Annotated in this window: 29 protein-coding genes and 1 riboswitch; of the genes, 24 read left to right on the forward strand and 5 right to left on the reverse strand. The window is 43.9% G+C overall.

What is annotated here, in order from left to right; genetic code table 11:
* Window positions 1-188 precede the first annotated feature (188 nt).
* From ACESZH_RS17465 to ACESZH_RS17480, 4 genes are all read left to right on the forward strand, one after another.
* A complete protein-coding gene (locus ACESZH_RS17465) occupies window positions 189-407 on the forward strand; it encodes a GNAT family N-acetyltransferase (RefSeq protein ID WP_373217996.1) in 219 nt (72 codons plus the stop codon).
* 19 nt (window positions 408-426) lie between these two features.
* Window positions 427-1,263 (forward strand): acyltransferase domain-containing protein, encoded by an 837-nt coding sequence (locus tag ACESZH_RS17470; RefSeq protein ID WP_373218054.1) that lies wholly within the window; start codon window positions 427-429, stop codon window positions 1,261-1,263.
* 110 nt (window positions 1,264-1,373) lie between these two features.
* The gene (locus ACESZH_RS17475) at window positions 1,374-2,240 is read left to right on the forward strand and encodes a DMT family transporter (protein ID WP_373217997.1); all 867 of its coding nucleotides are present in this window, start codon (window positions 1,374-1,376) and stop codon (window positions 2,238-2,240) included.
* Between the two features lie 33 nt (window positions 2,241-2,273).
* Entirely contained in the window at window positions 2,274-3,194 is a 921-nt protein-coding gene (locus tag ACESZH_RS17480) for a GNAT family N-acetyltransferase (protein WP_373217998.1), read from the forward strand.
* Window positions 3,195-3,224: 30 nt separating this feature from the next.
* On the opposite strand, the gene ACESZH_RS17485 is transcribed toward ACESZH_RS17480, so the two are convergent.
* Complete coding sequence (locus tag ACESZH_RS17485; protein ID WP_373217999.1) at window positions 3,225-4,574, reverse strand: MATE family efflux transporter; 1,350 nt, start codon at window positions 4,572-4,574, stop codon at window positions 3,225-3,227.
* Between the two features lie 153 nt (window positions 4,575-4,727).
* Between ACESZH_RS17485 and ACESZH_RS17490 the strand changes: the two genes are divergently transcribed.
* The 3 genes from ACESZH_RS17490 to ACESZH_RS17500 all read left to right on the forward strand — a co-directional run bounded on the left by ACESZH_RS17490 (window position 4,728) and on the right by ACESZH_RS17500 (window position 7,579).
* Window positions 4,728-5,621: a helix-turn-helix domain-containing protein gene (locus ACESZH_RS17490; protein WP_373218000.1), complete on the forward strand. Its 894-nt coding sequence runs from the start codon at window positions 4,728-4,730 to the stop codon at window positions 5,619-5,621.
* A gap of 122 nt (window positions 5,622-5,743) precedes the next feature.
* The gene (locus ACESZH_RS17495) at window positions 5,744-6,196 is read left to right on the forward strand and encodes an N-acetyltransferase (protein ID WP_373218001.1); all 453 of its coding nucleotides are present in this window, start codon (window positions 5,744-5,746) and stop codon (window positions 6,194-6,196) included.
* 84 nt (window positions 6,197-6,280) lie between these two features.
* Window positions 6,281-7,579 carry a Gfo/Idh/MocA family protein gene (locus ACESZH_RS17500; protein WP_373218002.1) on the forward strand — a complete coding sequence of 433 codons (1,299 nt, stop codon included), beginning with the start codon at window positions 6,281-6,283 and terminating at the stop codon, window positions 7,577-7,579.
* A 223-nt stretch (window positions 7,580-7,802) separates the two neighbouring features.
* Here ACESZH_RS17500 and ACESZH_RS17505 read toward each other — a convergent pair whose 3' ends face one another.
* A complete protein-coding gene (locus ACESZH_RS17505; RefSeq protein ID WP_373218003.1) occupies window positions 7,803-9,188 on the reverse strand; it encodes an alanine/glycine:cation symporter family protein in 1,386 nt (461 codons plus the stop codon).
* Between the two features lie 112 nt (window positions 9,189-9,300).
* Here ACESZH_RS17505 and ACESZH_RS17510 point away from each other — a divergent pair, with 112 nt between their 5' ends.
* The 8 genes from ACESZH_RS17510 to ACESZH_RS17545 all read left to right on the forward strand — a co-directional run bounded on the left by ACESZH_RS17510 (window position 9,301) and on the right by ACESZH_RS17545 (window position 14,842).
* Window positions 9,301-10,188 carry a LysR family transcriptional regulator gene (locus tag ACESZH_RS17510; RefSeq protein WP_373218004.1) on the forward strand — a complete coding sequence of 296 codons (888 nt, stop codon included), beginning with the start codon at window positions 9,301-9,303 and terminating at the stop codon, window positions 10,186-10,188.
* A gap of 23 nt (window positions 10,189-10,211) precedes the next feature.
* A complete protein-coding gene (locus ACESZH_RS17515; protein ID WP_373218005.1) occupies window positions 10,212-10,706 on the forward strand; it encodes an N-acetyltransferase family protein in 495 nt (164 codons plus the stop codon).
* A 219-nt stretch (window positions 10,707-10,925) separates the two neighbouring features.
* Window positions 10,926-11,744: a MerR family transcriptional regulator gene (locus tag ACESZH_RS17520; protein ID WP_373218007.1), complete on the forward strand. Its 819-nt coding sequence runs from the start codon at window positions 10,926-10,928 to the stop codon at window positions 11,742-11,744.
* A gap of 110 nt (window positions 11,745-11,854) precedes the next feature.
* Complete coding sequence (locus ACESZH_RS17525) at window positions 11,855-12,391, forward strand: RIO1 family regulatory kinase/ATPase (RefSeq protein WP_373218008.1); 537 nt, start codon at window positions 11,855-11,857, stop codon at window positions 12,389-12,391.
* Between the two features lie 34 nt (window positions 12,392-12,425).
* Window positions 12,426-13,013, forward strand: a complete 588-nt coding sequence (locus ACESZH_RS17530) for an isoprenylcysteine carboxylmethyltransferase family protein (RefSeq protein ID WP_373218009.1) — start codon at window positions 12,426-12,428, stop codon at window positions 13,011-13,013.
* Window positions 13,010-13,543 (forward strand): dihydrofolate reductase family protein, encoded by a 534-nt coding sequence (locus ACESZH_RS17535; protein ID WP_373218010.1) that lies wholly within the window; start codon window positions 13,010-13,012, stop codon window positions 13,541-13,543. Before ACESZH_RS17530 ends, ACESZH_RS17535 begins: the two co-directional genes overlap by 4 nt.
* Before the next feature lie 22 nt (window positions 13,544-13,565).
* The gene (locus tag ACESZH_RS17540; RefSeq protein WP_373218012.1) at window positions 13,566-14,444 is read left to right on the forward strand and encodes an MBL fold metallo-hydrolase; all 879 of its coding nucleotides are present in this window, start codon (window positions 13,566-13,568) and stop codon (window positions 14,442-14,444) included.
* Between the two features lie 125 nt (window positions 14,445-14,569).
* Window positions 14,570-14,842 (forward strand): hypothetical protein, encoded by a 273-nt coding sequence (locus ACESZH_RS17545; RefSeq protein ID WP_373218013.1) that lies wholly within the window; start codon window positions 14,570-14,572, stop codon window positions 14,840-14,842.
* A 101-nt stretch (window positions 14,843-14,943) separates the two neighbouring features.
* Here the strand turns inward: ACESZH_RS17545 and ACESZH_RS17550 are convergent, their stop codons facing one another.
* The 3 genes from ACESZH_RS17550 to ACESZH_RS17560 all read right to left on the reverse strand — a co-directional run bounded on the left by ACESZH_RS17550 (window position 14,944) and on the right by ACESZH_RS17560 (window position 17,785).
* Window positions 14,944-16,359, reverse strand: a complete 1,416-nt coding sequence (locus tag ACESZH_RS17550) for an alanine/glycine:cation symporter family protein (protein WP_373218015.1) — start codon at window positions 16,357-16,359, stop codon at window positions 14,944-14,946.
* Between the two features lie 165 nt (window positions 16,360-16,524).
* A riboswitch (glycine riboswitch) is annotated at window positions 16,525-16,625 on the reverse strand.
* A 200-nt stretch (window positions 16,626-16,825) separates the two neighbouring features.
* Window positions 16,826-17,362: a rubrerythrin gene (gene rbr / locus ACESZH_RS17555; RefSeq protein WP_373218017.1), complete on the reverse strand. Its 537-nt coding sequence runs from the start codon at window positions 17,360-17,362 to the stop codon at window positions 16,826-16,828.
* Between the two features lie 15 nt (window positions 17,363-17,377).
* A complete protein-coding gene (locus ACESZH_RS17560; RefSeq protein ID WP_373218018.1) occupies window positions 17,378-17,785 on the reverse strand; it encodes a Fur family transcriptional regulator in 408 nt (135 codons plus the stop codon).
* 160 nt (window positions 17,786-17,945) lie between these two features.
* Here ACESZH_RS17560 and ACESZH_RS17565 point away from each other — a divergent pair, with 160 nt between their 5' ends.
* The 9 genes from ACESZH_RS17565 to ACESZH_RS17605 all read left to right on the forward strand — a co-directional run.
* The gene (locus ACESZH_RS17565) at window positions 17,946-18,455 is read left to right on the forward strand and encodes a ferritin (protein WP_373218020.1); all 510 of its coding nucleotides are present in this window, start codon (window positions 17,946-17,948) and stop codon (window positions 18,453-18,455) included.
* A 77-nt stretch (window positions 18,456-18,532) separates the two neighbouring features.
* A complete protein-coding gene (locus ACESZH_RS17570) occupies window positions 18,533-19,219 on the forward strand; it encodes a YjjG family noncanonical pyrimidine nucleotidase (RefSeq protein ID WP_373218021.1) in 687 nt (228 codons plus the stop codon).
* Between the two features lie 84 nt (window positions 19,220-19,303).
* Window positions 19,304-20,443, forward strand: a complete 1,140-nt coding sequence (locus ACESZH_RS17575; RefSeq protein ID WP_373218023.1) for a glycosyl hydrolase family 18 protein — start codon at window positions 19,304-19,306, stop codon at window positions 20,441-20,443.
* Between the two features lie 104 nt (window positions 20,444-20,547).
* Complete coding sequence (locus tag ACESZH_RS17580; RefSeq protein ID WP_373218024.1) at window positions 20,548-22,089, forward strand: ASKHA domain-containing protein; 1,542 nt, start codon at window positions 20,548-20,550, stop codon at window positions 22,087-22,089.
* Window positions 22,090-22,369: 280 nt separating this feature from the next.
* Window positions 22,370-24,451: a polysaccharide biosynthesis protein gene (locus ACESZH_RS17585; protein ID WP_373218025.1), complete on the forward strand. Its 2,082-nt coding sequence runs from the start codon at window positions 22,370-22,372 to the stop codon at window positions 24,449-24,451.
* A 204-nt stretch (window positions 24,452-24,655) separates the two neighbouring features.
* Window positions 24,656-25,084: a DegT/DnrJ/EryC1/StrS family aminotransferase gene (locus tag ACESZH_RS17590; RefSeq protein WP_373218026.1), complete on the forward strand. Its 429-nt coding sequence runs from the start codon at window positions 24,656-24,658 to the stop codon at window positions 25,082-25,084.
* A complete protein-coding gene (locus ACESZH_RS17595; protein WP_373218027.1) occupies window positions 25,078-25,551 on the forward strand; it encodes a hypothetical protein in 474 nt (157 codons plus the stop codon). The genes ACESZH_RS17590 and ACESZH_RS17595 overlap by 7 nt, the downstream gene beginning before the upstream one ends.
* A 203-nt stretch (window positions 25,552-25,754) precedes the next feature.
* Window positions 25,755-26,618, forward strand: coding sequence for an Rpn family recombination-promoting nuclease/putative transposase (locus ACESZH_RS17600; protein ID WP_373218028.1), 864 nt, complete (start codon window positions 25,755-25,757; stop codon window positions 26,616-26,618).
* A 2-nt stretch (window positions 26,619-26,620) separates the two neighbouring features.
* The coding region (locus ACESZH_RS17605) for a hypothetical protein (RefSeq protein ID WP_373219951.1) at window positions 26,621-26,894 on the forward strand (274 nt) is incomplete at its 3' end.

Below are 26,894 nucleotides of genomic sequence, written 5' to 3' on the forward strand. Positions count from 1 at the left end.
TGTACGATACACAAAAAGCAACGGTTGCGGAGAGCCTTATATAGCTTTCCGCAGCCGTTATTTTTACTATCTTTTCTTTTGCTCCTTGAACGAAAATAAAATCATTTGTCATAGTATTCGCCCCTTGTAAGTTTGTTCCCAATAGTATATCATAAACCATGCCCAAAACGTCATGGTTAGGAGGGGGAATGAGCAAACGGTTTTTAAAAGTGGAGAGAACAAGGATTATGGCAGATTTGCTGAGAGGGAGAAGAAAGATGATATTGGAAACAGAAAGACTATACCTGCGGGAAATGAATCAGTCGGATTACGAAGCACTGAGCAGGATGCTGCAGGACGAGGATGTAATGTATGCTTATAATGGAGCCTTTAATGATGAAGAAACACAGGAATGGCTGGACAGATAGATTGCAAGATACCATGAATATGGATTTGCAGGAATTGTACTATTTATTGGACTTACAGCCTGAAATTATTGAAAAGCTGGAATTGATCAGTAAAAAAGTAGATTTAAGAAAAATAGACTTATATTTGGAGCAGTTGATGGATATAAAGACAGCCCCTCAGTCTTATGAATATTTGAAAACTCTTTTTCAGGAGGACAAAGATAATCTGAAAATGCTTTATTGTCAGTTGGAATGCGCGCGGCGGGTATTTGTCAAATATCAGGAAAAAAATATACCAAAAACAATATACGCAGATACCATGAAATGCTTTACAAGGTTTCTTGCGGAATGCAAAAAGAAGAACGGTCGGATGTATTTTGACAGAGGATGGTGGACCTATAGACAGATCAGTATGACTATATTCCGTATTGGAGAATTAGAGTATCAGTTCATGGAGCATGAAGGGGAAAATGCCATTGGCATTCACATACCCTCAGACGCAGATTTATCAAAAGAAGCGGTGGATCATTCGCTAAAACAGGGAGGTATATTCTTTCAGACACATTATCGAGGTTATGAATATGATAAATACACTTGTGATTCATGGCTAATGGCACCAGTATTAAAACGGTTATTACCCGAAAATTCAAATATACTATCTTTCCAGAAACGCTTTGATATAATCCGCGAAAATAAAGAAGATAAAGAATATATGGAATGGCTATATCAGGTTCCAGCGGATACGGATTACAAAGATTTACCTGCGGTTACCAATTTGCAGAGAAAAGTTAAAGAGCTGCTGTTAAACGGTGGGGCTGTTGGATCCGCATATGGAATCATGTACAGGCTTCCTCTGATGGCTGACTTTATGCAATAATATAAATGTTGACAGTGTCAACAAAATCATATATACTAAAAAATGGACGAAGTCAACAAAATTTCAGGTGGTTATATGAAAGCACCTCAGGCATTGGAGTGGAAAACAATATGAAAAATGATTCAGGCGCAAAGATTATGCTTAGTGTTTCTATGGCTATTTTTGGAACGCTTGGCCTTTTTACCAGGAATATTTTATTGAGTTCCGGAGAACTGGCATTATACAGAGCAGTTTTAGCTTCGGGAGTGATCTTGATTTATCTGGCTGTCTCAAAACAACGAATTGATTTCAAAGCGATAAAAAAGGAAATTCCTCTATTGCTGGTATCCGGCATTGCCATGGGAATTAATTGGATTTTGCTCTTTCAGTCTTACAAATATACGACAATCTCGGTAGCAACCCTGAGCTATTATTTTGCTCCGGTGATCGTGACTATTACATGCCCTTTTTTATTTCATGAGAAACTGACAGGGAAGCAGATCCTTTGCTTTTGTATGTCAACAGTCGGCTTGGTTCTGATCATTGGGATTGGTAATATGGGACAGGGCGGAAACGATTTGCTGGGAATCTTATTTGGACTGGGGGCCGCTGTCTTTTATGCGGCAGTTATCCTGCTTAATAAATTTATAAAAAATGTAGCAGGCGTACATCGCACGCTTTTGCAGTTTTTTGCGGCAATTTTAATTTTAATTCCCTATGTGGCAGGTACAGGGGGCATGCATCTTACAGAATTGAACACTTCCGGATGGATATGCCTGCTTACAGTTGGCCTTGTTCATACGGGAATTACCTATTGTATGTATTTTTCCGCACTAAAAGATTTAGCCGGGCAGGAGGCAGCTATTTTAAGCTATATTGACCCATTGGTGGCGGTTCTTGTTTCCGTGGTGATTCTTGGTGAAAGCATGACCTTTATGCAGGTGCTGGGAGGGATGTTCATTCTTGGTTTTACATTATGGAATGAAAAAAGCTCGTGACAGATTTAATATTTACATATCCAAAGAAAAGAGGTGGCAGGATTGTTTTCACCGGATCAGATAGCAGATGTTCAGGGATTTAACAAGGTTTATTTGTATCTGTGTAAACAGATCGATGATGCGATACTAAACGCAGGATATTCGCTTACGGAGAAAGATGTTTTGCTGGAAATCAGCAAAACGGAACGGTGTACGGCAAATATTTTGACACAGCGGCTGCATATTGACCGCAGCTATATGAGCAGAATGATCGCCAAATTTGAAAAAAAAGGATTGATTGAGAAAACGCTGTCCAGGACAGACAGCAGAGTCCGCTATATCCGGCTGACAGAGAAGGGCAGAAAAGAGTTTAACCGATTAAGTGATATTCAAAGTTCACAGATTCAGAAGATTTTTCAACAGTTGAATGAACATGACCAACAGGCTGTCCTAAGTGCAATGGTTATGATCAGAAATAAACTCTCTGATGCAAATGATGTGATTACCATCAGACCGTTTAAACAAAGTGATATCGAATATGTAATTTCAAGGCATAAGACACTTTACTATGCAGAACGCCATCTGTCAGAAGTTTTCTCAGCTTATGTAGACTGTATTGTATATGAATTTGTTGATAAATTTAACCCAAAGACAGACTGTCTGAATATTCTGGAATGCAATGGTGTTCCTGCCGGGAGTATAGCTATTGCAAAGGCGGATGATGTGACAGCACAATTGCGCTTTTTCATGCTGGAGCCGGAAATGCGCCGGCGCGGTTATGGAAACAGGTTGATTGAGCTGGCACTGGATTTTTGCAGGGAAAAGGGATATAAAAAGGTGTTTTTGCTTACGATCACGGCGCAGGTTGTCGCGCGTCATATTTATGAACAGCACGGCTTTTATAAGGTTTGGAGCAGGGGCAAGTCTGAGTGGGGAGAAGGAGTAATTGAAGAACGCTGGGATTTGGATTTATAAGCCGTTTCATGCAGCGCGCCGTTTGCTGTGTCAGCACAATTCTTTTTTTAATTTCTTTTTTACAATCGTGAAAAAAACGAAAATGGTAAGGCAACTACCCAATATATCCGAGATTGATCCGGCATAGAAAATATTTTTCAAATCAGTGACAAATGGAAGGAAAAAAATCAGTACCAGGTACAGTGCTTTTCGGAATAAGGAAATGGGCAACGCATATTTTATTTTCCCCATGGCTGTCAGGCCATCCACAATGGCATACTGGACAGCGATACCATATAGCCCAAGAGTGTATTTCCGGATAAAGGAAGAGGCAAGTGGAATATTTTCAGCTCCATCCACAAACATCCGTACAAAAAACTGTGGGGCGAATTGGGCAAAGAGAAATAGAAGTCCGATATAGGTGATGCAGAGAAGAAAAACGTACCGGAATACCTGCATAACCTTTGTATAGTTGCCTGCCCCGTAATGGTAACTGTATAGTGTTCCACAGCCCGTTGTGATTCCCTGTGCAGGGCAGGTTACAATGACCATGAAGCTTTGAACAATAGCAGCACAGGCAATATACTGGTCGCCTGTTTGACTGCCGCCATGATAGCGCAGGGAAGCATTTAGAAAGATAATAATAAAATTATCCAGCACTATAATGAAAAACGGCATCATTCCTATTTTCAGGATGCACTTCATAATGTCTTTTTGATAACTGCCTTTCTGTATGCGGATCGGCGCTTTATTCCCAAATAAAAAATGAAGAACATAGCATAAGGAAAGGATCTGTGACAGAACGGTCGCGGCTGCCGCGCCTGCAATTCCAAAATGAAAAACGAATATAAATAATGGATCTAATACCACGTTTGCTATTGCTCCAATGACGATGGAGAGCATTCCCTGTTTGGAAAAACCCTGGGCAAGAATAAACTGATTCATTCCCGTTCCGCACAGTGCGGCAGTTGTTCCGCATATATAAATGGTAAAATACCGGCTGGCAAAAGGATACATCGTATGGCTGCATCCCAGCAAATAAAGAAGAGGCCTTTTGCATATGAGTGCAATGGCAGTAACTGCTGCAGAAATAACCAAAAGCATGACAAAGGCATTGTTGATCGTTTTCTGCGCATATAGCCTGTCCCTGCGGCCGAGAGCGATACTCATGGATGCGGAGCCGCCTGTACCAACCAGATAGGCAAATGCGGACACCGTAGTCAATGCCGGCGCACAGATCCCCACACTTGCCAATGCCAGTTCTCCGTTTTGCGGCAGATTGCCAACATAAATACGGTCGATGATATTGTATAAAATATTAAAAAATTGAGCAGCCATTGCCGGAAGCCCTAATTTTAATATCAATTTTTTAACGGGTACATGTTCAAATTCTTTTTCCATATTTCTCCTCGATCGTCAGCTCAAAAATTTCAGCAGACTGTAAGCTGTTGAATAATTCTGGTATTTTTGGTAGAATCAATGCTACCATATTTTTGGGGCAGAGAATACGAGGAGTATGTCAGAAAATATCAAAATTCTAACAGGAGTATTCTTATGGAGGATTTTCAGCTATTACATGAAACAAACAGATATGATGATCGTATGTTTCCCTACGAAATGTACTGTGTAAATAAAAAGGACATTACCCCGCCGGGGCGCGGTTATATGGACCTTCATTGGCATAAGGAGCTGCAGTTTACCCTGGTGACCAAAGGTACGATACGAATGCAGGTAAATGGATATGAGTATCACCTTGCGTCCAATGAAGCTATTTTTATCAACTGTGGTTTCCTGCATATGACAACGGATATTTCTGAGGATGGGGAATATGTAAGCTTTAATTTTCCGGAGAAATTTCTTTCTTTTTTTGGAGGAAGCAGAATGGAACAGGAATTTGTTCTTCCATATACGACGAACTGGGCGCTTCCCGTAACAATACTGAGACAGGATATTGAATGGCAGAAGCAGATTATTGACATCTTGTGGGAGTTAAAAGATGCCATCAGGAATCAGGATCTGTTTGGAAGAGAATATTTTTTATCAGTGAAAACCGTGGAGATTTGGTATATTCTGATCAAAGAGCTGTCCAAAACAGCCATAAAACAGCCGGACAGCTTTCTTTGTAAGAAACAGAGAATGCAGACTATGCTTACCTTTATTCATACGAACTATGCAGATAATATTGCTGTGGCAGACATCGCTTCTTCGGCAAGTATCAGCGCTGGGGAATGTCACCGCTGCTTTAAGAGCCTTCTTCACACGACACCGAAAGATTATCTCAATTCATACCGTCTGAATAAAGGTTTGGAATTGCTGAGTAATACGGAATTATCTATCACAGATATCGCCAATATGACAGGTTACAATTTCACAAGTCATTTTATAAGCAGTTTTAGATCAAAGTATGGCGAGTCTCCTGCAAAATACCGTTCAAAAAGGAAAGTGTAAACTGTTTTCCCATTCTATAAAAAAGAAGTGACTTCAAGTATGAGATAATAGTATAATGGTGAAAAGATACCGGGAAAGACAATATGCGATCGAAGAAGTAATGAGAAGGAGATGGTAATATTGTGATAAGGGAATATAGAGAAAATGATTTGGCGTCTATTATGCAGATATGGCTTGATACTAATATTCGGGCACATGATTTTATTTCCAAAGAATATTGGATGAGTAATTATGAGCTGGTTAAAGAATTGATGCCGCAGGCAGAAGTGTATGTGTATGAAGAGGATGATCCTAAGAGAATAGAAGGATTTATCGGATTGACAGATGATTACATTGCAGGAATTTTTGTGCGGGGGGCATTCCAGTCGAAAGGCATTGGGAAAAAATTATTGGATTATGTGAAAGGCATTAAAATGAAGTTGACTTTGAGTGTTTATCAAAAGAATCAACGGGCAATACACTTTTATCAAAGAGAGCTTTTTGAGATTCAGGCTGAAAATATTGATGAGGATACTGGCGAGAAAGAATTTCTTATGGTTTGGAGCCGCGTTGACGAGTGCCGGAGGATTCCTTAAAACGCATAATTCCGGCAGCAGATGCCTGTCAGTTTATGGCAGCGGAATGGGACATGAAAAATACTATGTAGAGGGAGAATTTTTATGATGAGGCCAATAGAAGTGATAGTAGTAGGTATGGGAGCAAGGGCAATGATTTATGCAAAAGAGTCCTTGACGCATCCTGATATGTTTTGTGTGGTCGGAGTCGTGGATGTAAATATGGATAGAGTCCGCGCTGCAAAAAAGTTATTTCAGATTCCTGATCATCATTGTTTTCACTCTGTTGAAGAACTGGTTTCTGTTCCTAAATTTGCGGACGCAGTGATAAATGGTACTATGGATCCTCTGCATGTGGAGACAACGGTACCTCTGCTTGAGCATGGCTACGATGTGCTGTTGGAAAAACCTTTTGCCGTTAATCAGAGCGAAGCGGATACTCTTCTTCAGTGTGCCAATGAAACCGGGCGGATCGTCATGGTATGCCATGTACTCCGCTATGCACCCTTTTATAGAGAAATACAAAAAGTGCTTAGAAGCGGAGTGATCGGCAAGGTCATAAATATCCAAATGAATGAACAGGTCAGCTATTTTCACGAGTCTGTATCTTATGTGCGTGGAAAGTACGCTTCTCCTGAAATTTGCGGTTCAGGTATGCTGTTGTCGAAATGCAGCCATGACCTTGATATTATAGCTTGGCTAATGAGCGGTAATTTACCTGCTTCTGTTTCAAGCGTCGGTTCTGTCATTCAGTTTCATCCTGGAATGGCACCAGAGGGCGCGGGCACACACTGCATGGTTGACTGTCCAGTTGAGTCTGACTGCATATATTCTGCGAAACGGCTGTATATAGAGAATCCACAGCGATGGGCGAATAATATCTGGCATGACAGCGGGATAGAGGATCCAACAAAGGAAGAAAAAGAAAAACTGCTTAGTGATGTGGGAAATCCCTTTAGCCGCTGTGTTTATCGCTGTAATCTGAAAATAGTTGATCATCAGTCCGTTCTGATCCAGTTTGCAGATGGGGCAACAGGTACATTTTCTATGAACGGAGGGGCATCTGCATCAGGAAGAAACATTCATATTACCGGAACAAAAGGGGAGATCATTGGGACTTTTGAGGAAGAATGCTTTACAGTGCATGAGATTGCCCCTGATAGTCCGGGCGGACGGATAAGCCGAACTGTCGATGTATCTGAGGCGCAGAAGGGAAATGCCCATGGAAATGGAGATCAGGCTATTGTACAGGATTTCATCGCTGTGCTGCGCGGTGAACAGCCGTCACCTTGCTGCACTACATTAAATGATTCTATGGTTGGACATAAAATAGTCTTTTTGGCAGAGGCTTCACGGGAAAGCGGAGGAAAACTTCTGAAATATGAAGCTTGCCGGGAAAAATAGAGTTTATCGGGCTGCTGAACGAGTGCCGCTGGACAGGAAAAAGCTGTGACTCTCACGGAACGTCAGGCTGTAGAATGATTTTGTCAAAGAAAAGTAGGAAAAAAGGATGAGGACTGTAATAACAAAGGTCCTGTCAAAACGGCAGGACCTTTGTTTGAGAAAGCAGGCGCAGCTGCGCTTCGGCGCGAGTGTACGCCAGGGTGAACACTTTTTACCTGCTATGTTAACGCTTCAGCGTTTTCTCGTATTCCTTCAGGGAATCCATGGCCTGCCGGGAAAGGGGGATCAAAGCGATCATATTGAAAATGGTCATCAGGCCGATTCCGATGTCTCCCAGGTCCCAGACAAACGTATAAGCAGCCAGTCCGCCAATAAAGAGCATCACCAGAGCAAGAATTTTGTACAGGGTCTGTGACAGCCAGTTATCTCCGAATATATAGGCAACATTTGGTCTGGCATAGAACAGGATTCCAATGAAAGTGGAAAAACTGAACAGCCATAGGATAGCGGCGATAAAGATCACGCCAAAGTTTCCCATATGGTAACGCATGGCTTCCTGGAGAAGATCCATGCCGACAAGTCCGGAAGTCAGATCAGCAGGTGTCAGCAGCATGATCATTGCGGAACAACTGCAGATTACGATGGTATCAATAAATACGCCAAATGCCTGCAGCAGACCTTCCTTTGCAGGATGGCTGATATCGGCAGCCGCAGCCGCACATGGAGCGGAGCCGGAACCTGCTTCATTGGAGAATAATCCACGCTTGGCGCCGTTCATGAGAACTGCACCGAATCCTCCTGCCACCACCTGCCTTATTCCGAAGGCTTCCTCGAATATCTGCCGGAATACGGATGGAAGCTGACCTGCATTTTTGAAAATGATGAACAGCGTGATCAGGAAATACAGACCTGCCATAATGGGAACTACAACATCCAGAACTTTTACCGTAGCATTTTTTCGCAGGACAATGATCGCCGCAACCAGCACAAGGACTGCTGTTGTATAGAGCGGCGGAATCTGGAATGCGTTTTCAAAGGCAGAAGAGACAGAATTTCCAATCACCTGGCTGATGCCGCACCAGCAGATCAGACCGGAGATAGCAAATAATACTGCAATTATGGAATGCCTGCGTTTGCTGTCCTTTTTTATGAAAAGGTGGTGGATATAATAAGCCGGACCGCCTCTGAACCCTCCGTAGAGAGGGTCTTTTTCTTTATGTAACTGCGCCAGAGTCGCCTCGGCGAATGCAGTGGAGGAGCCAAGCAGGGCAGTGACCCACATCCAGAAGACCGCACCTGCGCCTCCCGCAGAGATCGCGGCCACTACGCCGACCAGATTACCCATTCCAACACGGGTCGCGGTTGATATGATCAGTGCCTGCACACCTGAGATGGAATCCTTTTGGGAAAGATTCTTTTTTTCAACAGCGATCTTAAGCATTTCCGGGAAGAGCCGGAAAGGAAGGCACCGTGTACGTATGGTAAAATAAATTCCGGAGGGAATCAGGATCAGGACCAGCAGCGAAAGTCCAAGGGAGCTTCCTCCGGGTAATGGGATCGTAATGAGATCGCCCCATAACAGATGATAAATAGCATTGAATAGAGTCATAGTGTTTTTACCTCTTTGCAATTTTTTCATATTTAGTATATAGTAGAAATTAACATCTGTAAAATTGATAATTATAATGCTTGGAATCGAAAAAATAGATTGAGGGATAAAAATGGACATAAAAAATCTGATCACATTTATTCATGTAGCGGAATTGAATAGCTTTACACGGGCTGCAGAGGTATTAGGTTATTCGCAGTCAACCATATCCTTTCAGATTAAACAATTGGAATCAGAATTGAATACGCAGTTGTTTGAAAGGATTAATCATACGATCGCTTTGACGGAAAAGGGCAGTGAGGTATTGGAGTATGCCCACCAGATCAGTAAATTGACCCAGGAGCTGGAGGCAAATATGCAGAAGGAAAAGACCGTCAAAGGCTACATACGGCTGGCTACAGCAGATTCTCTGTGCGATTCGTTGCTGGAAAAGGAGTTTTTAAAATTCCGAAGCCAATATCCGGGGATCCGCCTGAAGGTCATTGCAGCGGGGACAGAAGAGATGTTCCGGCTTATCAATCGCAATGAAGCAGATTTGATATTAACACTGGACAGCCATATTTATAATGCAGAGTATCTTATTGTCAGAGAAGAGCGGATGAGGACGCACTTTGTAGCAGCACCGCAGTGCCCGCTGGCTCAGCTTGGGAAACTTTCCGTTCAACAGCTTTTAGACCATCCTTTTATTTTGACGGAGAAGGGCATGAGTTACCGAAGGCTGATGGATGAAAAGCTGGCATCCATGTCATTGGAGATCCAGCCTGTCTTAGAGGTTGGAAGTACCAGGCAGATTTGTGCGCTGGTGGAGCAGGGAGCGGGAATTTCGTTTTTGCCGGACTATGTAACAGCCCGGGAGGTTGAGTCGGGCAGGATGATTTATCTGGATGTATGGGATTTTGAGATTGAGATTTGGAAGCAATTGCTGTATCATCGTGATAAGTGGGTTTCTCCGCAGATGGAAATCGTGATGCAGTATTGTATAGAGCGGGAATTTACATGAATTAATCTGATGGGGTGATTTTTATGGAGATCAGGCATTTTACACAGGCGGATGACAGAATGGCAGTCAGCCATATTTATGAAGAAAGCTGGAAGTTTGCATATAAAGATATTATCCCGAAAAGTTATCTGGAAAGCATTCCTTCCGGTCAGTGGGCAGCACATTTGGATCAGGATGGAATGAATACGCTGGTTATGGCGGAACATGGAAAGCTTATCGGTACATCCAGCTATTGTGCATCCAGATTTCCGGATTTTCCCGGCTTTGGCGAAATTGTATCCATCTATTTTCTGCCGGAATATATGGGCAGAGGATATGGGAAAATGCTGCTGAATGCAGTGATCGCAGAGCTGGCTGATCTGGGCTATCACGACATTTTTTTATGGGTATTAGAAGAGAATATCAGAGCCAGAAGGTTTTACGAAAAAGAAGGATTTGTATTTGGCAATCAGTTTTTAGATGACAATATCGGCGGAAAGTCGGTAAGGGAAATCCAGTATTGTTATCATCTTAGATAAATTCGGCTGTTGCTTATCCGAAACTGCCTGAATAGCAGATGGCTATATTAATGCCTCATGTGGGAATTTCAAGTCTTCTTTCACATGACAGCATAGCACGTGAGCAGGGACGCAGAAAAAAGAAATAAGGACAGCTATTTTAGGGCTTGACTCTCACACAGTGGTATACTCTAAACTGTATTTGAGCTCAGAAATGCACATATATGTGAGGTGAAACCAATGTTAAAAATAGGAGACTTTTCAAAGCTGTCAAGAATCAGCATCCGTATGCTGCGGCACTATGATGAAATAGGAATCCTCCACCCGGAATGTGTGGATGACTTTACAGGATACCGTTATTACAGTGAGGCACAGCTTCCTCTGGCGGGAAGGATACAGGCGTTAAAAAGCCTGGGATTTGGGCTGTCTGTGATAAAGGAAATCCTGAGTAAGTATGAGGACGCACAGGAGATGGAGCAATTCCTGCTTGTAAAGCGGAAGGAACTGGAGGAGGAAGCCAGGGAAACGCAGCAGAAGCTTCGATACCTTGACAGCACTTTGAAATGGCTGAGAAAGGATGGTAAGCTAATGGATTACAATGTGACGGTCAAAACACTTCCGGAACGCTATGTGGCAAGTGTGCGCCAGGTGATTCCTGCTTATGAATGCGAAGGGCTGTTATGGGAGATTATGTGCCGGGAGCTGGAACCCCAGAATGTACAGCAGGCAGTCCCGGGCTATGGGTTAGCAATTTTTCACGATGAGGGACATAAGGAGCATGACCCGGATGTGGAGATTCAGATCAGTGTGGTTGGAAAATATCAGGATACGGAGCATGTGAGATTTAAGACTGTGCCGCCCATTCAGATTGCGTCTGCCACATATAAGGGCAGTTACGAGCAGATTACAAGAGTAAATGCGGCAGTGGCAAATTGGGTTGTTGAAAACGGATATAATTTTGACGGAAAGTCATTCTGTATCTATCATGTGTCACCGGGCCAGACCTCCAATCCCGAAGAGTTGGTTACGGAAGTCTGCTTCCCGGTAAAAAAGAAATGATCATATAGTAAGATAGAACTTACGGGAAGGCATCTCATTTGGGGTGTCTTCCTCCAGAGCGGGGAAAGAAAATCAAGATGACAAAGGTGATATGCGAGGAAGATAGTTTTATGGGAAAACGGCTTACGGTGAATGGAAAAGAGTACAGTATCGTGAAATTATTGGGAAAAGGAAAGGGCGGATATTCATATTTGGCGGATGATGGTACGAGGAGATATGTGCTAAAGCAGATTCATCACGAGCCATGCGATTATTACCAATTTGGAAACAAAATTGAAGCGGAAGTAAATGATTATAAAAGGCTAAAGGAAATAGGAATAAGAATCCCGGTCATGTTTGATGTGGATATGGAAAATGAGCGTATTTTAAAAGAATACATAGAGGGCGAGACGATCTATGATCTGGTGCTGCTGGATAAGATAAAGCCTTCTTATCTGGAACAAATGCAGGAGATGTGTTCCCTGTTATATGCAGCTCACACAAATATCGATTATTTCCCTACAAATTTTGTGGTTCAAAAAGAAGAGATTTATTACATTGATTTTGAGTGTAATGACTATATGGATGAGTGGAATTTCGAAAATTGGGGCATTAAATATTGGTCAAAGACGCCGGAATTTTTGCAATATGTAAAGGAGCATTCGTGACGGATGCGATTTCCGGGAGAGGGGATACGAAGGCATGATATTTCAGATCTGCGGGGCAGCCGCATTGATACTTTTTTATGGCATATATCTGGGCAAAATGCTCCTGCAAAGGCAGAAAGGCATACAGACGGACCAGATTGCAAAAGGAAATAAAGATGGAAAATTATATTGGACAGAAGTGTTTATGAAAATAGCGACTTATCTGGTTGTTTTGGCGGAAGGCATCAGTGTGATCCGAAATGACAGCGGGCTTCCGGCTGCTTTTAGATGGATTGGACTGGCAACAGCTTTTATTGGCGTGATGGTCTTTGCTGTATCGGTCTATACTATGAGAGACAGCTGGAGGGCTGGCATACCGGAGAATGATAATACGGAATTTGTGACAACGGGAATTTACGGATGGAGCCGGAATCCGGCATTTCTCGGATTTGATCTGACATACATGGGATTGCTGCTGATGTTTTTTAATCTCATATTGCTTGTATGTACCTGCTTTTCAATGGTCATGCTGCATTTGCAGATATTGCAGGAGGAAGTCTTTCTTAAAAAAGCTTTTGGGAGAGATTACGATGCTTATAAAAGCCAGGTTGGACGATATTGGGGAAGGAACAGAAGTTCATGAGAAAAGTAATTTTATTCATTGCAATGAGCCTGGATGGCTATATTGCAGACAGCGAAGGAAAGGTAAACTGGCTTGAAGGTCAGGGAGATGACCAGGAGATGGTGGATACTTATTCTGAATTTGTGAAACAGGTGGATACTGTGATCATGGGTTGGAAGACGTATCATCAGGTGGTGACAGAGCTGTCACCCGAAGAGTGGGTATATGCGGACTTGAAAAGTTATGTGATCACACATAGAGAAATTCCGTCCACGGACCAGATTATTTTTACTCATAATAGTCCCTGTAAGCTGGTTGAAGAGCTGAAGCACGAGGAAGGTAAAAAAGATATCTGGATATGCGGCGGAGCCGGGATCGTACAGCAGCTAATGAATAAAGATTTGATCGATCTTTATTATATATCTGTGATACCGACACTTTTGGGAAGCGGCATCCGGCTTTTTGACCATATGGAGAAGGAAATTCCCTTGAGATTAGTAAAGACGCAGAATTATAACGGAATAACGGATCTGGTATACGAGCGCAGGTAAATGAGGACAGGAGGAAAATACAATGTATGAATTGATACAGGTTTCAGATAAATGCTATTACATTCAGAGCCCTGCAAAAATAGGGCTTGTAAAGCTGAATGACACGGAGGTTTGCCTGATCGACAGCGGAAACGACAAGGATGCCGGGCGCAAAGTGCGGCAGCTTTTGGACGCCAACGGATGGAAACTGTCTGCAATTTATAACACGCATTCCAATGCGGATCATATCGGCGGCAATAAGTATTTGCAGGGACAAACAGGATGTAAAATCTATGCACCGGGTATGGAATGTGATTTTACCAGACATCCTGTTTTGGAGCCATCCTTTCTGTACGGGGGATATCCCTGCAAGGATCTTCGGCACAAATTTTTGCTGGCTCAGGAAAGCAGCGCAGAATATTTGACAAAGGATGTCCTGCCGGAAGGTTTCGAAATCATCAATCTTCCAGGACACTTTTTTGACATGGTGGGCTTCCGGACACCGGATGATGTGGTCTACCTTGCGGATTGTCTGTCCAGCCGGGAAACGTTGGAGAAATACCAGATTGGTTTCATCTACGATGTTGGCGCTTACATAGAAACGCTGGAAATGGTTAAAAAAATGAAAGCAAAAATGTTTATTCCGGCTCACGCCGCTGTAACAGAGGATATATCCGGGCTGGCACAGTACAATATTGAGAAGGTTCAGGATATTGCACAAAATATTCTCTCACTTTGCGAAAAGCCGCTGTCCTTTGAGGCAATTCTGCAAAAACTGTTTACCGGATATGGCCTTGCCATGAACTTTGAGCAATACGTTCTTGTGGGCAGTACGGTCCGTTCCTATCTGTCATGGCTGAAAGACACAGAACGGTTAAAGGTAAGCTTTGAAAATAATATGCTGCTTTGGGAGCGGAGATAGAAGTATGGAGTCAGGGACAAATACGCTGGTACGACAGGCCCTGTATCGGATTTTCTGGCCTGTGTGTTGTCGCTGGTGGATAAGGAAACGGTGACTTTCCGGCTGGCAGGCCATTTGGCGCGATCATGGAATATGAAGAAGACCTGTACATATCCACAGGAGATGGAAAAAATGTTTACAGGCAATTAAAGGAACATCCTAAAATGCAGATCATTGCTTTAAAGGCAGGAACGCGTGCCTGGGTGAGAATAACAGGCATTGCGGAAGAGTGTATTGATTTAAAAATAAAAGAGAAAATGCTGGCAGACTGTCCTGATCTGACGAAGCGTTTTTCCACGCCGGATGCACCTCATTTTGCGGTGTTTAAGATAAAAGTCGTAGATTCGGATTTGTACTGAAAGCAGATATGGAAAAAAAGGAAGATATCTCTGCAGGAATTTATTAATAATTGATTCCTGCAGGGATATTTCTATTTTAAGTACCTGACAGATCCCGGATACTATTTTCCAGAGGACTTTTGCGCATATCCGGTTACCATACTGGTCAGAGCGAACAAAGCAATGGCATTGGGAATGACCATCAGGTTGTTGAACATATCGGACAGCTCCCATACCAGATCATTGGAAACCAGAGTTCCCAGGAAGATAAACACAAGGGCGATGACCGTATAGATGGTGGCACAGAGCTTAGGGGATTTCTTGCCAAACAGGTAGATAACATTGATCTTACCAAACAGGTTCCAGCTTAAAACCGTTGAGAAGGCGAAAAAGAACAGGCAGACAGCCACAAATTTTGCCCCCAGACTGGCACCAAACACGGAACCAAAAGCGGTCTGAGCCAGATTGGATTTGCTGATGGTTTCAGTCACTGCACCGGTATAGCCGCTCTCCAGAACACCGCCGCTGGTATACAGGGTGGAGATAATGACAAGAGCATTCAGGGTCAGCACTACAAAAGTATCAATAAATACACCGACCATAGCCACAACACCCTGGTCATGCGGATCCGCTACATTTGCCTGGGCGTGAGCATGAGGCGTGGAACCCATACCAGCCTCATTGGAGAACAGACCGCGTTTGGCACCCTGGCTGATGGCAGTTTTCAGTGCTGCGCCGAAGCCGCCGCCGATGATGGCTTGGGGCTGGAAAGCGTACTGAAAGATCATGCCAAAGGTCGCTGGCAGATACTTGATACGGGCAATCAGGATGATCAGGCCGCCAGCCAGAAAGATAGCCGCCATAACCGGCACAACCTTTTCGGTGACAGAAGCCAGACGCTGCACACCGCCCAAAAAGATGACAGCGCAGATGATGACCAGTACGATTCCTACGATCCAGGAGGGAATGCCAAAAGCAGTCTGGAAGGTGGAGCCGATAGAGTTAGACTGAACCATGCAGCCCATGAAGCCAAGGGCAAGAATGATGGCAACGGCGAAAAATCCAGCCAGGAATTTGCCGAATGCACCCTTAAAAGCTGTGGTGATATAGTAAACGGGGCCGCCGTGAATATTACCGTCTTTGTCGATGGTTCGTGTTTTTAAAGCAAGTGTGGCTTCCGCATAGATGGTAGCCATGCCGAAGAAGGCAATGATCCACATCCAGAAAATTGCGCCGGGACCTCCGGTCAGAATAGCGCCGGATGCACCTACGATGTTTCCGGTACCTACCTGGGCAGCGATGGCTGTTGCAAGCGCCTGGAAGGAGCTCATACCGCTCTCCTGTTTACCGCCCCGCAGGGACAGATTGCCAAACACCCTTTTCATACCCTCGCCAAAGCAGCGTACCTGGACAAAACGGGTTTTGATGGAATACCACAGGCCAACCGCGATAAGCAGGAACACCAGGATGTAGCTAGACAAATATGTATTGATGTCAGCTACTATGGGAAATAGTGTTGCTTCAAGTGTTTCTAACATGATTTTCTCTCCTTTTACTAAAAAGTGCGCGCTCTGGCGTACACTGAAGCCAGAGCGCTGCTGCGCAGCAACCATAAAAAATCGGACCACGGAGTATGCTCCGTGATCCGAATAAAGGGCAAAAAAATGTTTTGCAACAGAACGCAATATATCTGTTGCAGAACATTTTTTATCTCTGTCCTTTTGCCTGAGAGATTCGTGTGGTAAATCATGACTACACGTTGCACCTTCGGCACTCGTCTTTGAGCTTCTCCAGAGTGACATCTGCGTACAGTCCCTCTCCTAAGTGGGAGACCTGAGAGTGTTATTCCTTCGGCAAGTATTCTTCACTTTTTCCTGCACGCTTCATCTGTCCGATTCAGTTGTAGAAAGTAAGATATCACAGCAAAAGACACCTGTCAACCCTTTGCGGACAAAATCTGTGAATGGTGTATAGAAGTAACCAGTCATAGGAAGTTTCGGAAGATTAGTAATTTTCAGCGTGAACCTCAAAGTAGCTCTTAGGATGTGCACAGGTAGGGCAGATTTCGGGAGCCTTTGTGCCTACGATCAGATGACCACAGTTGCGGCACTCCCATACCTTAACTTCGCTTTTGGCAAATACTTCAGCCATCTCAATGTTTTTGAGAAGTGCGCGGTAACGCTCTTCATGGTGCTTTTCAATCGCTGCTACCAGACGGAATTTTGCAGCCAGTTCACGGAAACCTTCTTCTTCGGCTGTTTTTGCGAAGCCGTCGTACATATCGGTCCACTCGTAATTCTCACCCTCTGCAGCGGCAGCCAGGTTGGCAGCAGTATCGCCGATCCCGTTTAATTCCTTAAACCACATTTTGGCGTGTTCCTTCTCATTTTCCGCTGTTTTTAAAAACAGAGCGGCAATCTGCTCAAAACCTTCCTTTTTGGCTTTGGAAGCAAAATATGTATATTTGTTTCGTGCCTCAGATTCTCCGGCAAAAGCTGTCATCAGGTTCTTTTCGGTTAATGTTCCAGCATACTTAGACATAATGTTTCCTCCATATTATTCTGATTTATTTGTTTTTATTTTTTTGCAATACGGGCAAAGTCCTTCGAAGAGAAGCGTGTAAGCGGAAAAACTGAAGTCCTTATCAGCCGCCTGCTCCAGTTCAAGAAGCTGGGGCATATAAGGAAGTGAAGCATCGAAAATCCTGCCGCAGCAGGTGCATTTAATATGGTAGTGCTCCTGCTTTTTGCTTTCAAAATAATCTGCGCCGTCAGGAACTTCAATGCGCATTACTTTTCCCTGCTTTTCCAGTGCCCTGAGATTTCTGTAAACAGTAGCTTTTGATACAGACGGATGAACCTCATGAATCTTATCATAAATCATATCAGCCGTCGCGTGTCCCTGTATTTGACAAATCTCTTGAAGAACGATTTCCCTTTGCAGTGTGTTTCTGGTGCTGTTCATGGTCATCCTCCTCATATTGATATTATATATTAATTAATATTAAATATCAATAGTGAATTTAAAAATATTTTTATCAGATCTTTTTTAACTTCTTGTCTTGCAGAGCTTTTTGTATTATTATTAATGAATAAATTATCTACATAAACAGGAGGATACCATAATGGACAAAAAAGTTTCCGAACTTTTAAATGACCAGATCAACAAGGAGCTGTATTCCGCATATCTTTATCTCGATATGGCAAATTTTTATACCGGAAAAGGACTGGATGGATTTGCAAACTGGTATGAGATTCAGGCAAAGGAGGAACAGGATCACGCTCTGCTGATTTATCAGTATATGCACAATAACGGCGAAAAGGTTACCCTTGAAGCGGTGGCAAAACCGGATAAAGAATTTAACGCTTTGATGGACCCGCTTACAGCAGGACTTGAGCATGAAAAATACGTGACATCCCTGATCAATAACATTTATGCAGCAGCACAGGAGGCAAAGGACTTCCGTACGACTCAGTTTTTAGACTGGTTTATTAAAGAGCAGGGCGAAGAAGAAAAGAATTCTCAGGATCTTATTACAAAGATGGAACTGTTCGGAAATGACCCGAAGAGTCTGTATATGCTGAACAGTGAGCTGAGCTCCAGAGTATATTCTGCACCTTCTCTTGTATTATAAGATGAATTGAAAAAACAGGCATCTCCGAAGCTTTACGGGATGTCTGTTTTTTGCGTCAAAGGACAGGAGTATGTAACATGATTGATACAGTTTTATTTGATTTAGATAATACATTACTGGATTTCAGCAAGGCAGAAAGGATCGCTCTAAAAGCGGCGTTGGAGAGAATGGGACTACAGCCCGGAAATGAGATGCTGGACAGATACAGTGTGCTGAATGGGGAGCAGTGGAAGCTGCTGGAGCTTGGAAAGCTTACCCGTGAAGAGGTGAAGGAGCGGAGATTTGAGCTGCTTTTCCAGGAATATGGACTTAATTGTTCTGCGAAGGAGGCTACGGAAATTTATGAAAAGCTTCTGGAAATAGGACACTATTTTGTGGAAGGTACACCGGAGCTTCTGGAGGAACTTTTTTCAAAATACAGGATGTACATTGTGACAAATGGCACGGCTAGTGTGCAGAAATGCAGGATGAAAAGTGCGGAGATTGAAAAATATTTTTCCGGGGTTTTTATTTCCGAGGAAATTGGATTCGACAAGCCGACGAGAGAATATTTTGACCGTTGTTTTGCAAAAATCCAGGGCTTTCAAAAGGAAAATGCCGTCATCATAGGGGACAGCCTGACGTCTGACATCCGCGGCGGAAAAAATACCGGCATCCGGACCATCTGGTTCAACCCAAAACATATACAAAACAACACGGATATACAGCCGGATCATGAAATAGAATGCCTGAATGAAATACCGGAATTGTTACGGAAGATGTAAAAAGATAGTCACGATGCGAACCAGTGGCGTATTGCGGAATATATTATAGTGAAGTGCTTTTGATGATGCGTCAGGAGGTTTTGCGTGAGCATTTATGTGGTAAATACAGGGGATAATGTTGATGGGATTGCAGAGAATCATGGGGTGTCTGTATGGAGGATCATTGAGGATAACCAATTGCTTTATCCCTATGAACTTGCTGTTGGGCAGGCCCTTCTGATAAGAGATGGAAATGCTGTAGGATCTGGAAGGGAAATCGTAAGCAATGGCTATGCGTACCCATTTATCAGCCCTTGGGTTTTGGAACAGACACTTCCGTATTTATCGGAGCTGTCTGTTTTTTCTTACGGTTTTACGCCGGAAGGGGAGCTGATCCCTCCCCAATTGGATGACCAGTGGATGATAGATACGGCACGGCGTTTCGGGGCACGTCCCATTTTGACGCTGACGCCGCTTAATGCAGAAGGAAGATTTGATAATAGTCTTATCACGGCGGTTGTCTGGGATTTGCCAAGCCGGGAGCGGCTTATTTCTAATTTGCTGATAGTCATGGAAGAAAAGGGATATCAGGGTCTGGATATTGACTTTGAGTATATTCTGGAGCAGGACCGCGATTTGTTTTCGCAGTTTGTCCGGGTTTGCGCGGAGGCCATGCAGAGGATGGGATACACCTTATCAGTTGCCTTAGCACCAAAAACCTCAGCAGACCAACCAGGGCTTCTATATGCGGGAAAGGATTACCGCGCATTGGGCGCCGCCGCTGACAGTGTTCTGCTCATGACTTATGAGTGGGGTTATACCTACGGACCACCTATGGCTGTGGCGCCTTTGAATAAGGTGCGCCAGGTAGTGGAGTATGCCATTACGGAGATACCGCCGGAAAAAATCAACCTGGGGATTCCAAATTATGGATATGACTGGCCCCTTCCCTTTGTGCAAGGAGAAACAAAAGCAAAAACCATTGGAAATATTGAGGCTGTCCGGATTGCTGTCAGCTATGGGGCAGAAATTCAGTTCGATGAAACTGCACAGTCTCCGTTTTTTCGCTATTACGACAGATCGGGAGTTGAGCATGAGGTTTGGTTTGAGGATGTGCGAAGTCTGCAAGCAAAGTTTGATCTTATTGATGAGTTCAACCTCCGTGATCCTGGTTACTGGCAGATCATGCAGCTTTTTCGTGCAAATTGGCTGCTGCTGGCAGAACGGTTTCGGATATTGAAATAAAAGTAACGGACTGGAGCAAAAACGCTCTATTGAAGAAGAATAGCAATTGGGGTTATAATAGGAAAAAGGCAACAGAAACTGAAAGGAAGCAAAAGCGAAAAGCTATGGAAGGAATCAGTAAAAAGATATATCTTGTTTTAGAAGAACCTACGGAGGAGGACAGCCGTTCCAGTCAGATGCGCATTCTGGATGGGCTGAAGGAGCAGGGTCTGGATGCAAAAATGACAGTAAAAGTCATGCGCAAGCTTTATCCATTGTGCGATGAGGCACAGTGGAAAATAACAGTATCTCTGGCATGGAACGGAGACTGCTGGACAGTAGTGAATCTGGAAAAAGGTGATACCTCAGCAGAGCATTACGGCATTGCCGTGGATCTGGGAAGCACCACGGTTGTGGCACGTCTGATGGACTGCGCTGCAGGAAAATGTATCTGTGAGGAGAGCTGCTATAACCATCAGATTGCCTACGGTACGGATATTTTGACACGTATTTTTCATTGCAAAGATAACGAAAAAGAATTGGAAGCTATGAGAAAAGCCACGGTTGATTCCATTACGGAATGTTTGAACGCATTGGAAAAAAAGGCAGGAATCGCGCCGGAATCCTGTATCTCCATGGTGGTTTCAGGCAATACCACAATGATACATTTTCTGTTGGGAATGGATGCGTTCTGTGTGTTCTATACTCCTTATGCAGTGCGGGCAGACCGTCCGGGCTTTTGCCGCGGAAAGGATCTGGGTTTTCCTGTCAGCGGTTATGTTTACTGTTATCCGTCGAAATCCAACTACTTGGGCGGAGATATTATCAGTGGTATGGTCGCAACGGAGATTTATAAAAAGGATGAGGTCAGCGTATTTTTTGATATTGGAACAAACGGTGAGCTTGTCATTGGAAATAAGGAATTTCTGCTGTGCGGCGCGGGAGCGGCAGGCCCTGCTCTGGAAGGCGGAGTAGTCAGGACCGGCATGCGTGCAACGGAAGGTGCTGTAGATGAAGTAAAGCTTGAAAATGGCAGATTCCGCATCCATGTGCTGGGAGAAACGGAGGCAAAGGGCATCTGCGGATCGGGAATTATTGACCTTTTGGCAGAGCTTTTCCTGGAGGGATGGGTAGATATCCGGGGCAGGCTAATGCCGGAAAAAAGCCCTTTGATCCAGGAAAAAGAAGGCTCTCTGGCAGTGGAATATGCCCCGGGACTTTACTTTTTCCAGAAGGATATCGATGAATTTATCCGTACGAAGGCGGCGGCTCATACTATGGTTGAGATTATGCTGCAGGAATCCGGTCTTGGCATGGAGGAGATAGGAAAGTTCTATGTTGCCGGGGCTTTTGGAAAGCATGTTTCCAAGGAATCCGCCATCGCGATCGGTATGTATCCGGATATGGAACGGGAGCGGATCGTCAATGCAGGAAATTCTTCACTGGAGGGTGCTGAAAAACTGCTTTTAGATAAGAAGGTTCTGGATGATATTGATAAGATTCTGGATAATATGGTTTATATTCAGTTTGGCGCGGTGGATGGCTTTCTTAATATGATGATTGCGGCGCAGGCACTCCCTCATACAGATTTTCAGCGCTTTCCAAGTGTGATGAAGGAGTTGGAAAAAAGGAATAAAGAAGGGAAAGGTGTCATATCTGGCACTTGACAAGGAATAATCGGAATGATATGATACCCTCAGTAAAGAAAAGCGGACAGTTTTTGTTACTGAGGGTATTTGTGGCTTTTCTTTTAAGATTCGCTTACGCCGGAGGGCATAAGCGATAAAATATAAAATTAGATAAGTTATAAATATAAAATCTCAGGGGGGGGGGTAAACGTGAACCGAAAAAGGGTCACGTTTTCTCACTGTTATGGAAAATAGAAAAAATATGTCGGAAGAGGAACAAAAAAATAAATCGCGTGATTTAAAAATTGGCGGTCAAAGTATGCTCAGACGCCCTCAGAAACGTTTTGAGCACTGGCAGATTATTGCCTTATATCTCATTATTTACGACATTATTGCGGTTAATGCCGCATATTTTCTGGCGCTGTGGTTCCGTTTTGACTGTATGTATTCTCAGATACCAGGGGATTATTTTTCTGTCTATCTGAAGTTTGCACCCTGGTATACGGTCTTTTCCATTTTGATATTCTGGGCGCTTCGTCTGTACAACAGTGTGTGGCGGTTTGCAAGTTATAGCGAGCTTTTGCGGGCAGGGGCGGCTACCGTGATTACATCCCTGCTGCAGATAGCAGGAACCAGGCTGCTGTTTCAGCGGATGCCAGCATCCTATTATCTGTTCGGTACGATTATTCAGTTTGGGCTGATCGTGGGAGTACGTTTTTCTTATCGGTTTATCCTGCTGGAGCGGAGCCGCCGGGAGAAGAGTGAAAGTCAGGGTTTGATTCATCATGTGATGCTCATCGGAGCAGGTGCTGCGGGGCAGATGATCCTGAATGATGTGGAACGGGCATATGAGACAAAGGCGCGAGTCTTCTGCATTATTGACGACAACCCCAACAAATGGGGGCGGTACATAGAAGGTGTTCCTATTGTGGGAGGCCGGGAAGATATCCTGGTAAACGTGGAGAAATATAAGATCGACCAGATCTTTCTCGCGATTCCCAGTGCAAATGCGCAGGAACGTCGAGATATTCTGAACATTTGCAAGGAAACCGGATGCGAGATGAAAATTTTGCCGGGCATATACCAGCTTGTGACCGGGGAAGTGTCCGTGAGCAAGATGAAGGATGTGGCGGTGGAGGACCTGCTGGGAAGAGAACCCATCAAGGTAAACATGGATGAGATCTATGATTATCTGAGCGGGAAGGTCATCCTTGTGACAGGAGGCGGCGGTTCCATCGGCAGCGAACTGTGCCGCCAGATCGCAGGGCATAATCCGCGCCAGCTCATTATTTTTGATGTATACGAGAACAATGCCTATGACATTGAACAGGAACTGAAAGCAAAATATCCCAGGCTGAATCTGGCGGTGCTGATTGGCTCCGTGCGGGACAGCAGGAGAATCAACAGTGTTTTTGAAACTTATAAGCCGGATATCGTGTACCATGCAGCAGCGCATAAGCATGTGCCTCTGATGGAAACAAGCCCCTGCGAAGCAATCAAGAACAATGTAATGGGAACATATAAGACAGCACATGCTGCCCTGAAAAATGGCTGCCAGAGATTTGTACTGATCAGTACAGATAAGGCGGTGAATCCAACGAATATTATGGGAGCCAGCAAGCGGCTTTGTGAGATGGTGATCCAGTCCATGGACATGATCAGCAAGCAGGGAAGAGAAGATTTGCTGCCGCTGTTAGGAAGCCACTATGAGGATAGTGATGAGGTGGAGGCCGGTAACCTGACAGAGCGGCAGGGAGTGCCTGCTCATATCGCGGGCGGCAAAGCAGTTCCCGGCAGCAGGTGCAGAACAGAATTTGTTGCTGTGCGCTTCGGAAATGTATTGGGAAGTAACGGCTCCGTCATTCCGTTGTTTAAGAAGCAGATTGCGAAAGGCGGTCCAGTGACGGTTACTCACCCGGATATCATCCGTTACTTTATGACCATACCGGAAGCCGTGAGCCTGGTGCTCCAGGCCGGAACCTATGCAAAGGGCGGAGAAATTTTCGTCCTGGATATGGGCGCCCCGGTGAAAATCGACACGTTAGCGAGAAACCTGATCAAGCTGTCCGGCTATAAGCCGGATGTGGACATCCGGATCGAATACACCGGGCTTCGTCCGGGCGAAAAGCTGTACGAAGAGAAGCTGATGGCAGAGGAAGGGCTTACCAAGACACGGAATGATCTGATCCATATTGGGAAGCCGATTCCGTTTGACATAGAGAAGTTTCTTGGACAACTTGAGATCCTGGCGGAGACAAGCTATAGCAATAGTCCTCATATCTGCGGGATGGTGGAGGAGATTGTGCCTACTTACCATTCGGCAGAGTCCGATTTGAACTTGCATGGAAGAGTGTATGAGGAACTTTTGAAGGAGGCGGCGGTGGCGAAGGAAGCCATTTGAGCCAAAGGAATACACTGTAATTGAGAAGTCTGCGGCTGAAAGGGGATGATCAAGTATGGTGTTATAAATAATAGTAATAAAATCCATGCGCTGAGAGTTGATAGGATAGCAGTGAAAATGTACGAGTAATTGAATTAGTAGTTGGCTTGGGCTAGTTGTTGGATTTGTATATAGGGATTTAAAATTAGGAAAGAGGAAAAAATCATGTTTGTTAAATCAGAGGGTATCAAGCCTTTTGAATCAAAAGTGTGGCTTGCATCACCAACAATGCATGGTGATGAGCTGAAATATGTAACAATGGCATACGAAACAAACTGGATGTCTACAGTTGGCGCGAATATCAATGAGGTAGAGCGGATTGCTGCAGAAAAAGCTGGGGTTAAATATGCAGTAGGCCTGTCCTGCTGTACTGCTGCATTACATCTCTGTGTGAAGTTTGCAGGTGAAAGGTTGTATGGAAAACCTGCGCTCGGTCATGGTGCAGTGGAAGGCAAGCGAGTATTTTGTTCTGATATGACTTTTGATGCGACTCTAAATCCTGTTGTATATGAAGGTGGAATCCCGGTGTTCATTGACACGGAACGCGACACTTGGAATATGGACCCTATTGCTCTGGCGAATTATTCTTGTTAGATGAAGAAGTAAATGAAGATGGAACAGTGACAGGAGAATTAGGTTATCGAGGTCCGAATGTTACGATGGGATACGCACTTTGCAAAGAGGATCTTTTGAAGGACGATGAATTCTGCGGTGAGTACCACACAGGAGATATTGCCACAAGAGATGCTGACGGTTTCTATTTTATTATTGGGCGTAAGGGACGTTTTCTTAAGCTTTTCGGTTTACGTGTCAGCCTTGATGAGACAGAGAGAATTCTTAAAACTCAGTACCCAAGTGTTGATTTTGTGTGCACTGGAAATGATAAGAAAATGAATATTTTCATAACGGACAATTCATTAAAGGATCAGATTATTCCGTTCATCAGTAGCAAGACAAATTTGCATAATTCTGCATTTAGGGTATGGGTGGTTAATGAAATACCTCGTAATGATTATGGAAAAGTACAGTTTAATGTCTTAGAAAAAATCACTGAGAGTTAATTATGATCGTAAGATGGGTCTCGCTCACAAAGAAGAGTCAGCCAGATTCTGCTCCATGCTCAATGACGTTTTGGCTCTGTCATAAGCAGAAAAGAAAGGGATTTCTGTAACGGAAAGATGCAGGCAATGATATTTATGCTTGCATATTCATATGAATTCAACTATAATAAGCCCATAGAGTTCCTCTGCAAAGGAGGAATAAGATGGCAAAACGAAAAAAACTAAAAGACCTGACGATTAAAGACAATTTTATGTTTGGCGCTGTGATGGCTGATGAGAAGCTTTGCAAAGAATTTCTGGAACTTGTACTGGGATTTCCCATTGAGAAGGTGACAGTCAATAAAGAAAAAAGCATTGTCTACCATCCGGAATATAAAGGTATTCGCCTGGATATTACAGCGGCGGATGAAAACCATACCCACTATAACGTGGAGATGCAGGCACAGCGCAAAAGAAAGCTTGGAAAGAGGAGCAGATATTACCATAGCCAAATCGATATGGAGCTTTTGCTGGCAGGGATGGATTATGCAGAGCTGCCAGACTCATATGTGATTTTTATTTGCGATTTCGATCCCTTTGGGAAGAAGAAATACCAATACACCTTTGATGCCGCCTGTAAAGAGGATAAGGAGGTGCTTTTGGAGGATGGAAGTCACACTATATTTTTGAGCACCAGAGGGGAAAATGAAAAGGATGTTCCCGCTGGTCTGGTAAAATTTCTTCGGTACGTCAGGGCAGGTCTGAATGAAAGTATGGCAGATTTTGAGGATGACTTTGTTAGACGCCTTCAGAGTGCTGTGGGGAAGATCAAGAAAAGCCGTGAGATGGAGGAGCGCTATATGGTATTTGAAGAACTTCTTAAGGAAGAAAGAGAAGAAGGAAAGGCGGAGGGAAGAGCAGAGGGAAAGGCAGAAGACATACTCGAGCTTTTAGCCGATCTTGGGGAAATCCCAAAGCAGCTTCGGAAAAAAATCCTTGAGGAAAGAGATCTACAAGTTCTGAAAAGTTATTTGAAAAAGGCTGCCTGTGCAAAATCTGTGGAAGAGTTTGAAAGTCTTATCAAGTAGGTGTGGACTCTCGTTCAGAGTTTGTACCGGGATTTCCTATTGAGAAGGCGACAGTCAATAAAGAAAAAAGCATTGTCTACCATCCGGAATATAAAGGCATTCACCTGGATATTACAGTGGCAGATTTGGGGGATGACTTTGTTAGACGCCTTCAGAGTGCTGTGGGGAAGATCAAGAAAAGCCGTGAGATGGAGGAACGCTATATGGTATTTGAAGAACTTCTTAAGGAAGAAAGAGAAGAAGGAAAGGCGGAGGGAAGAGCAGAGGGAAAGGCAG

Origin of the sequence: Ruminococcus sp. 5_1_39BFAA, from assembly GCF_964240875.1 — a bacterium.
In the GTDB taxonomy this organism is placed as follows: domain Bacteria; phylum Bacillota; class Clostridia; order Lachnospirales; family Lachnospiraceae; genus Blautia_A.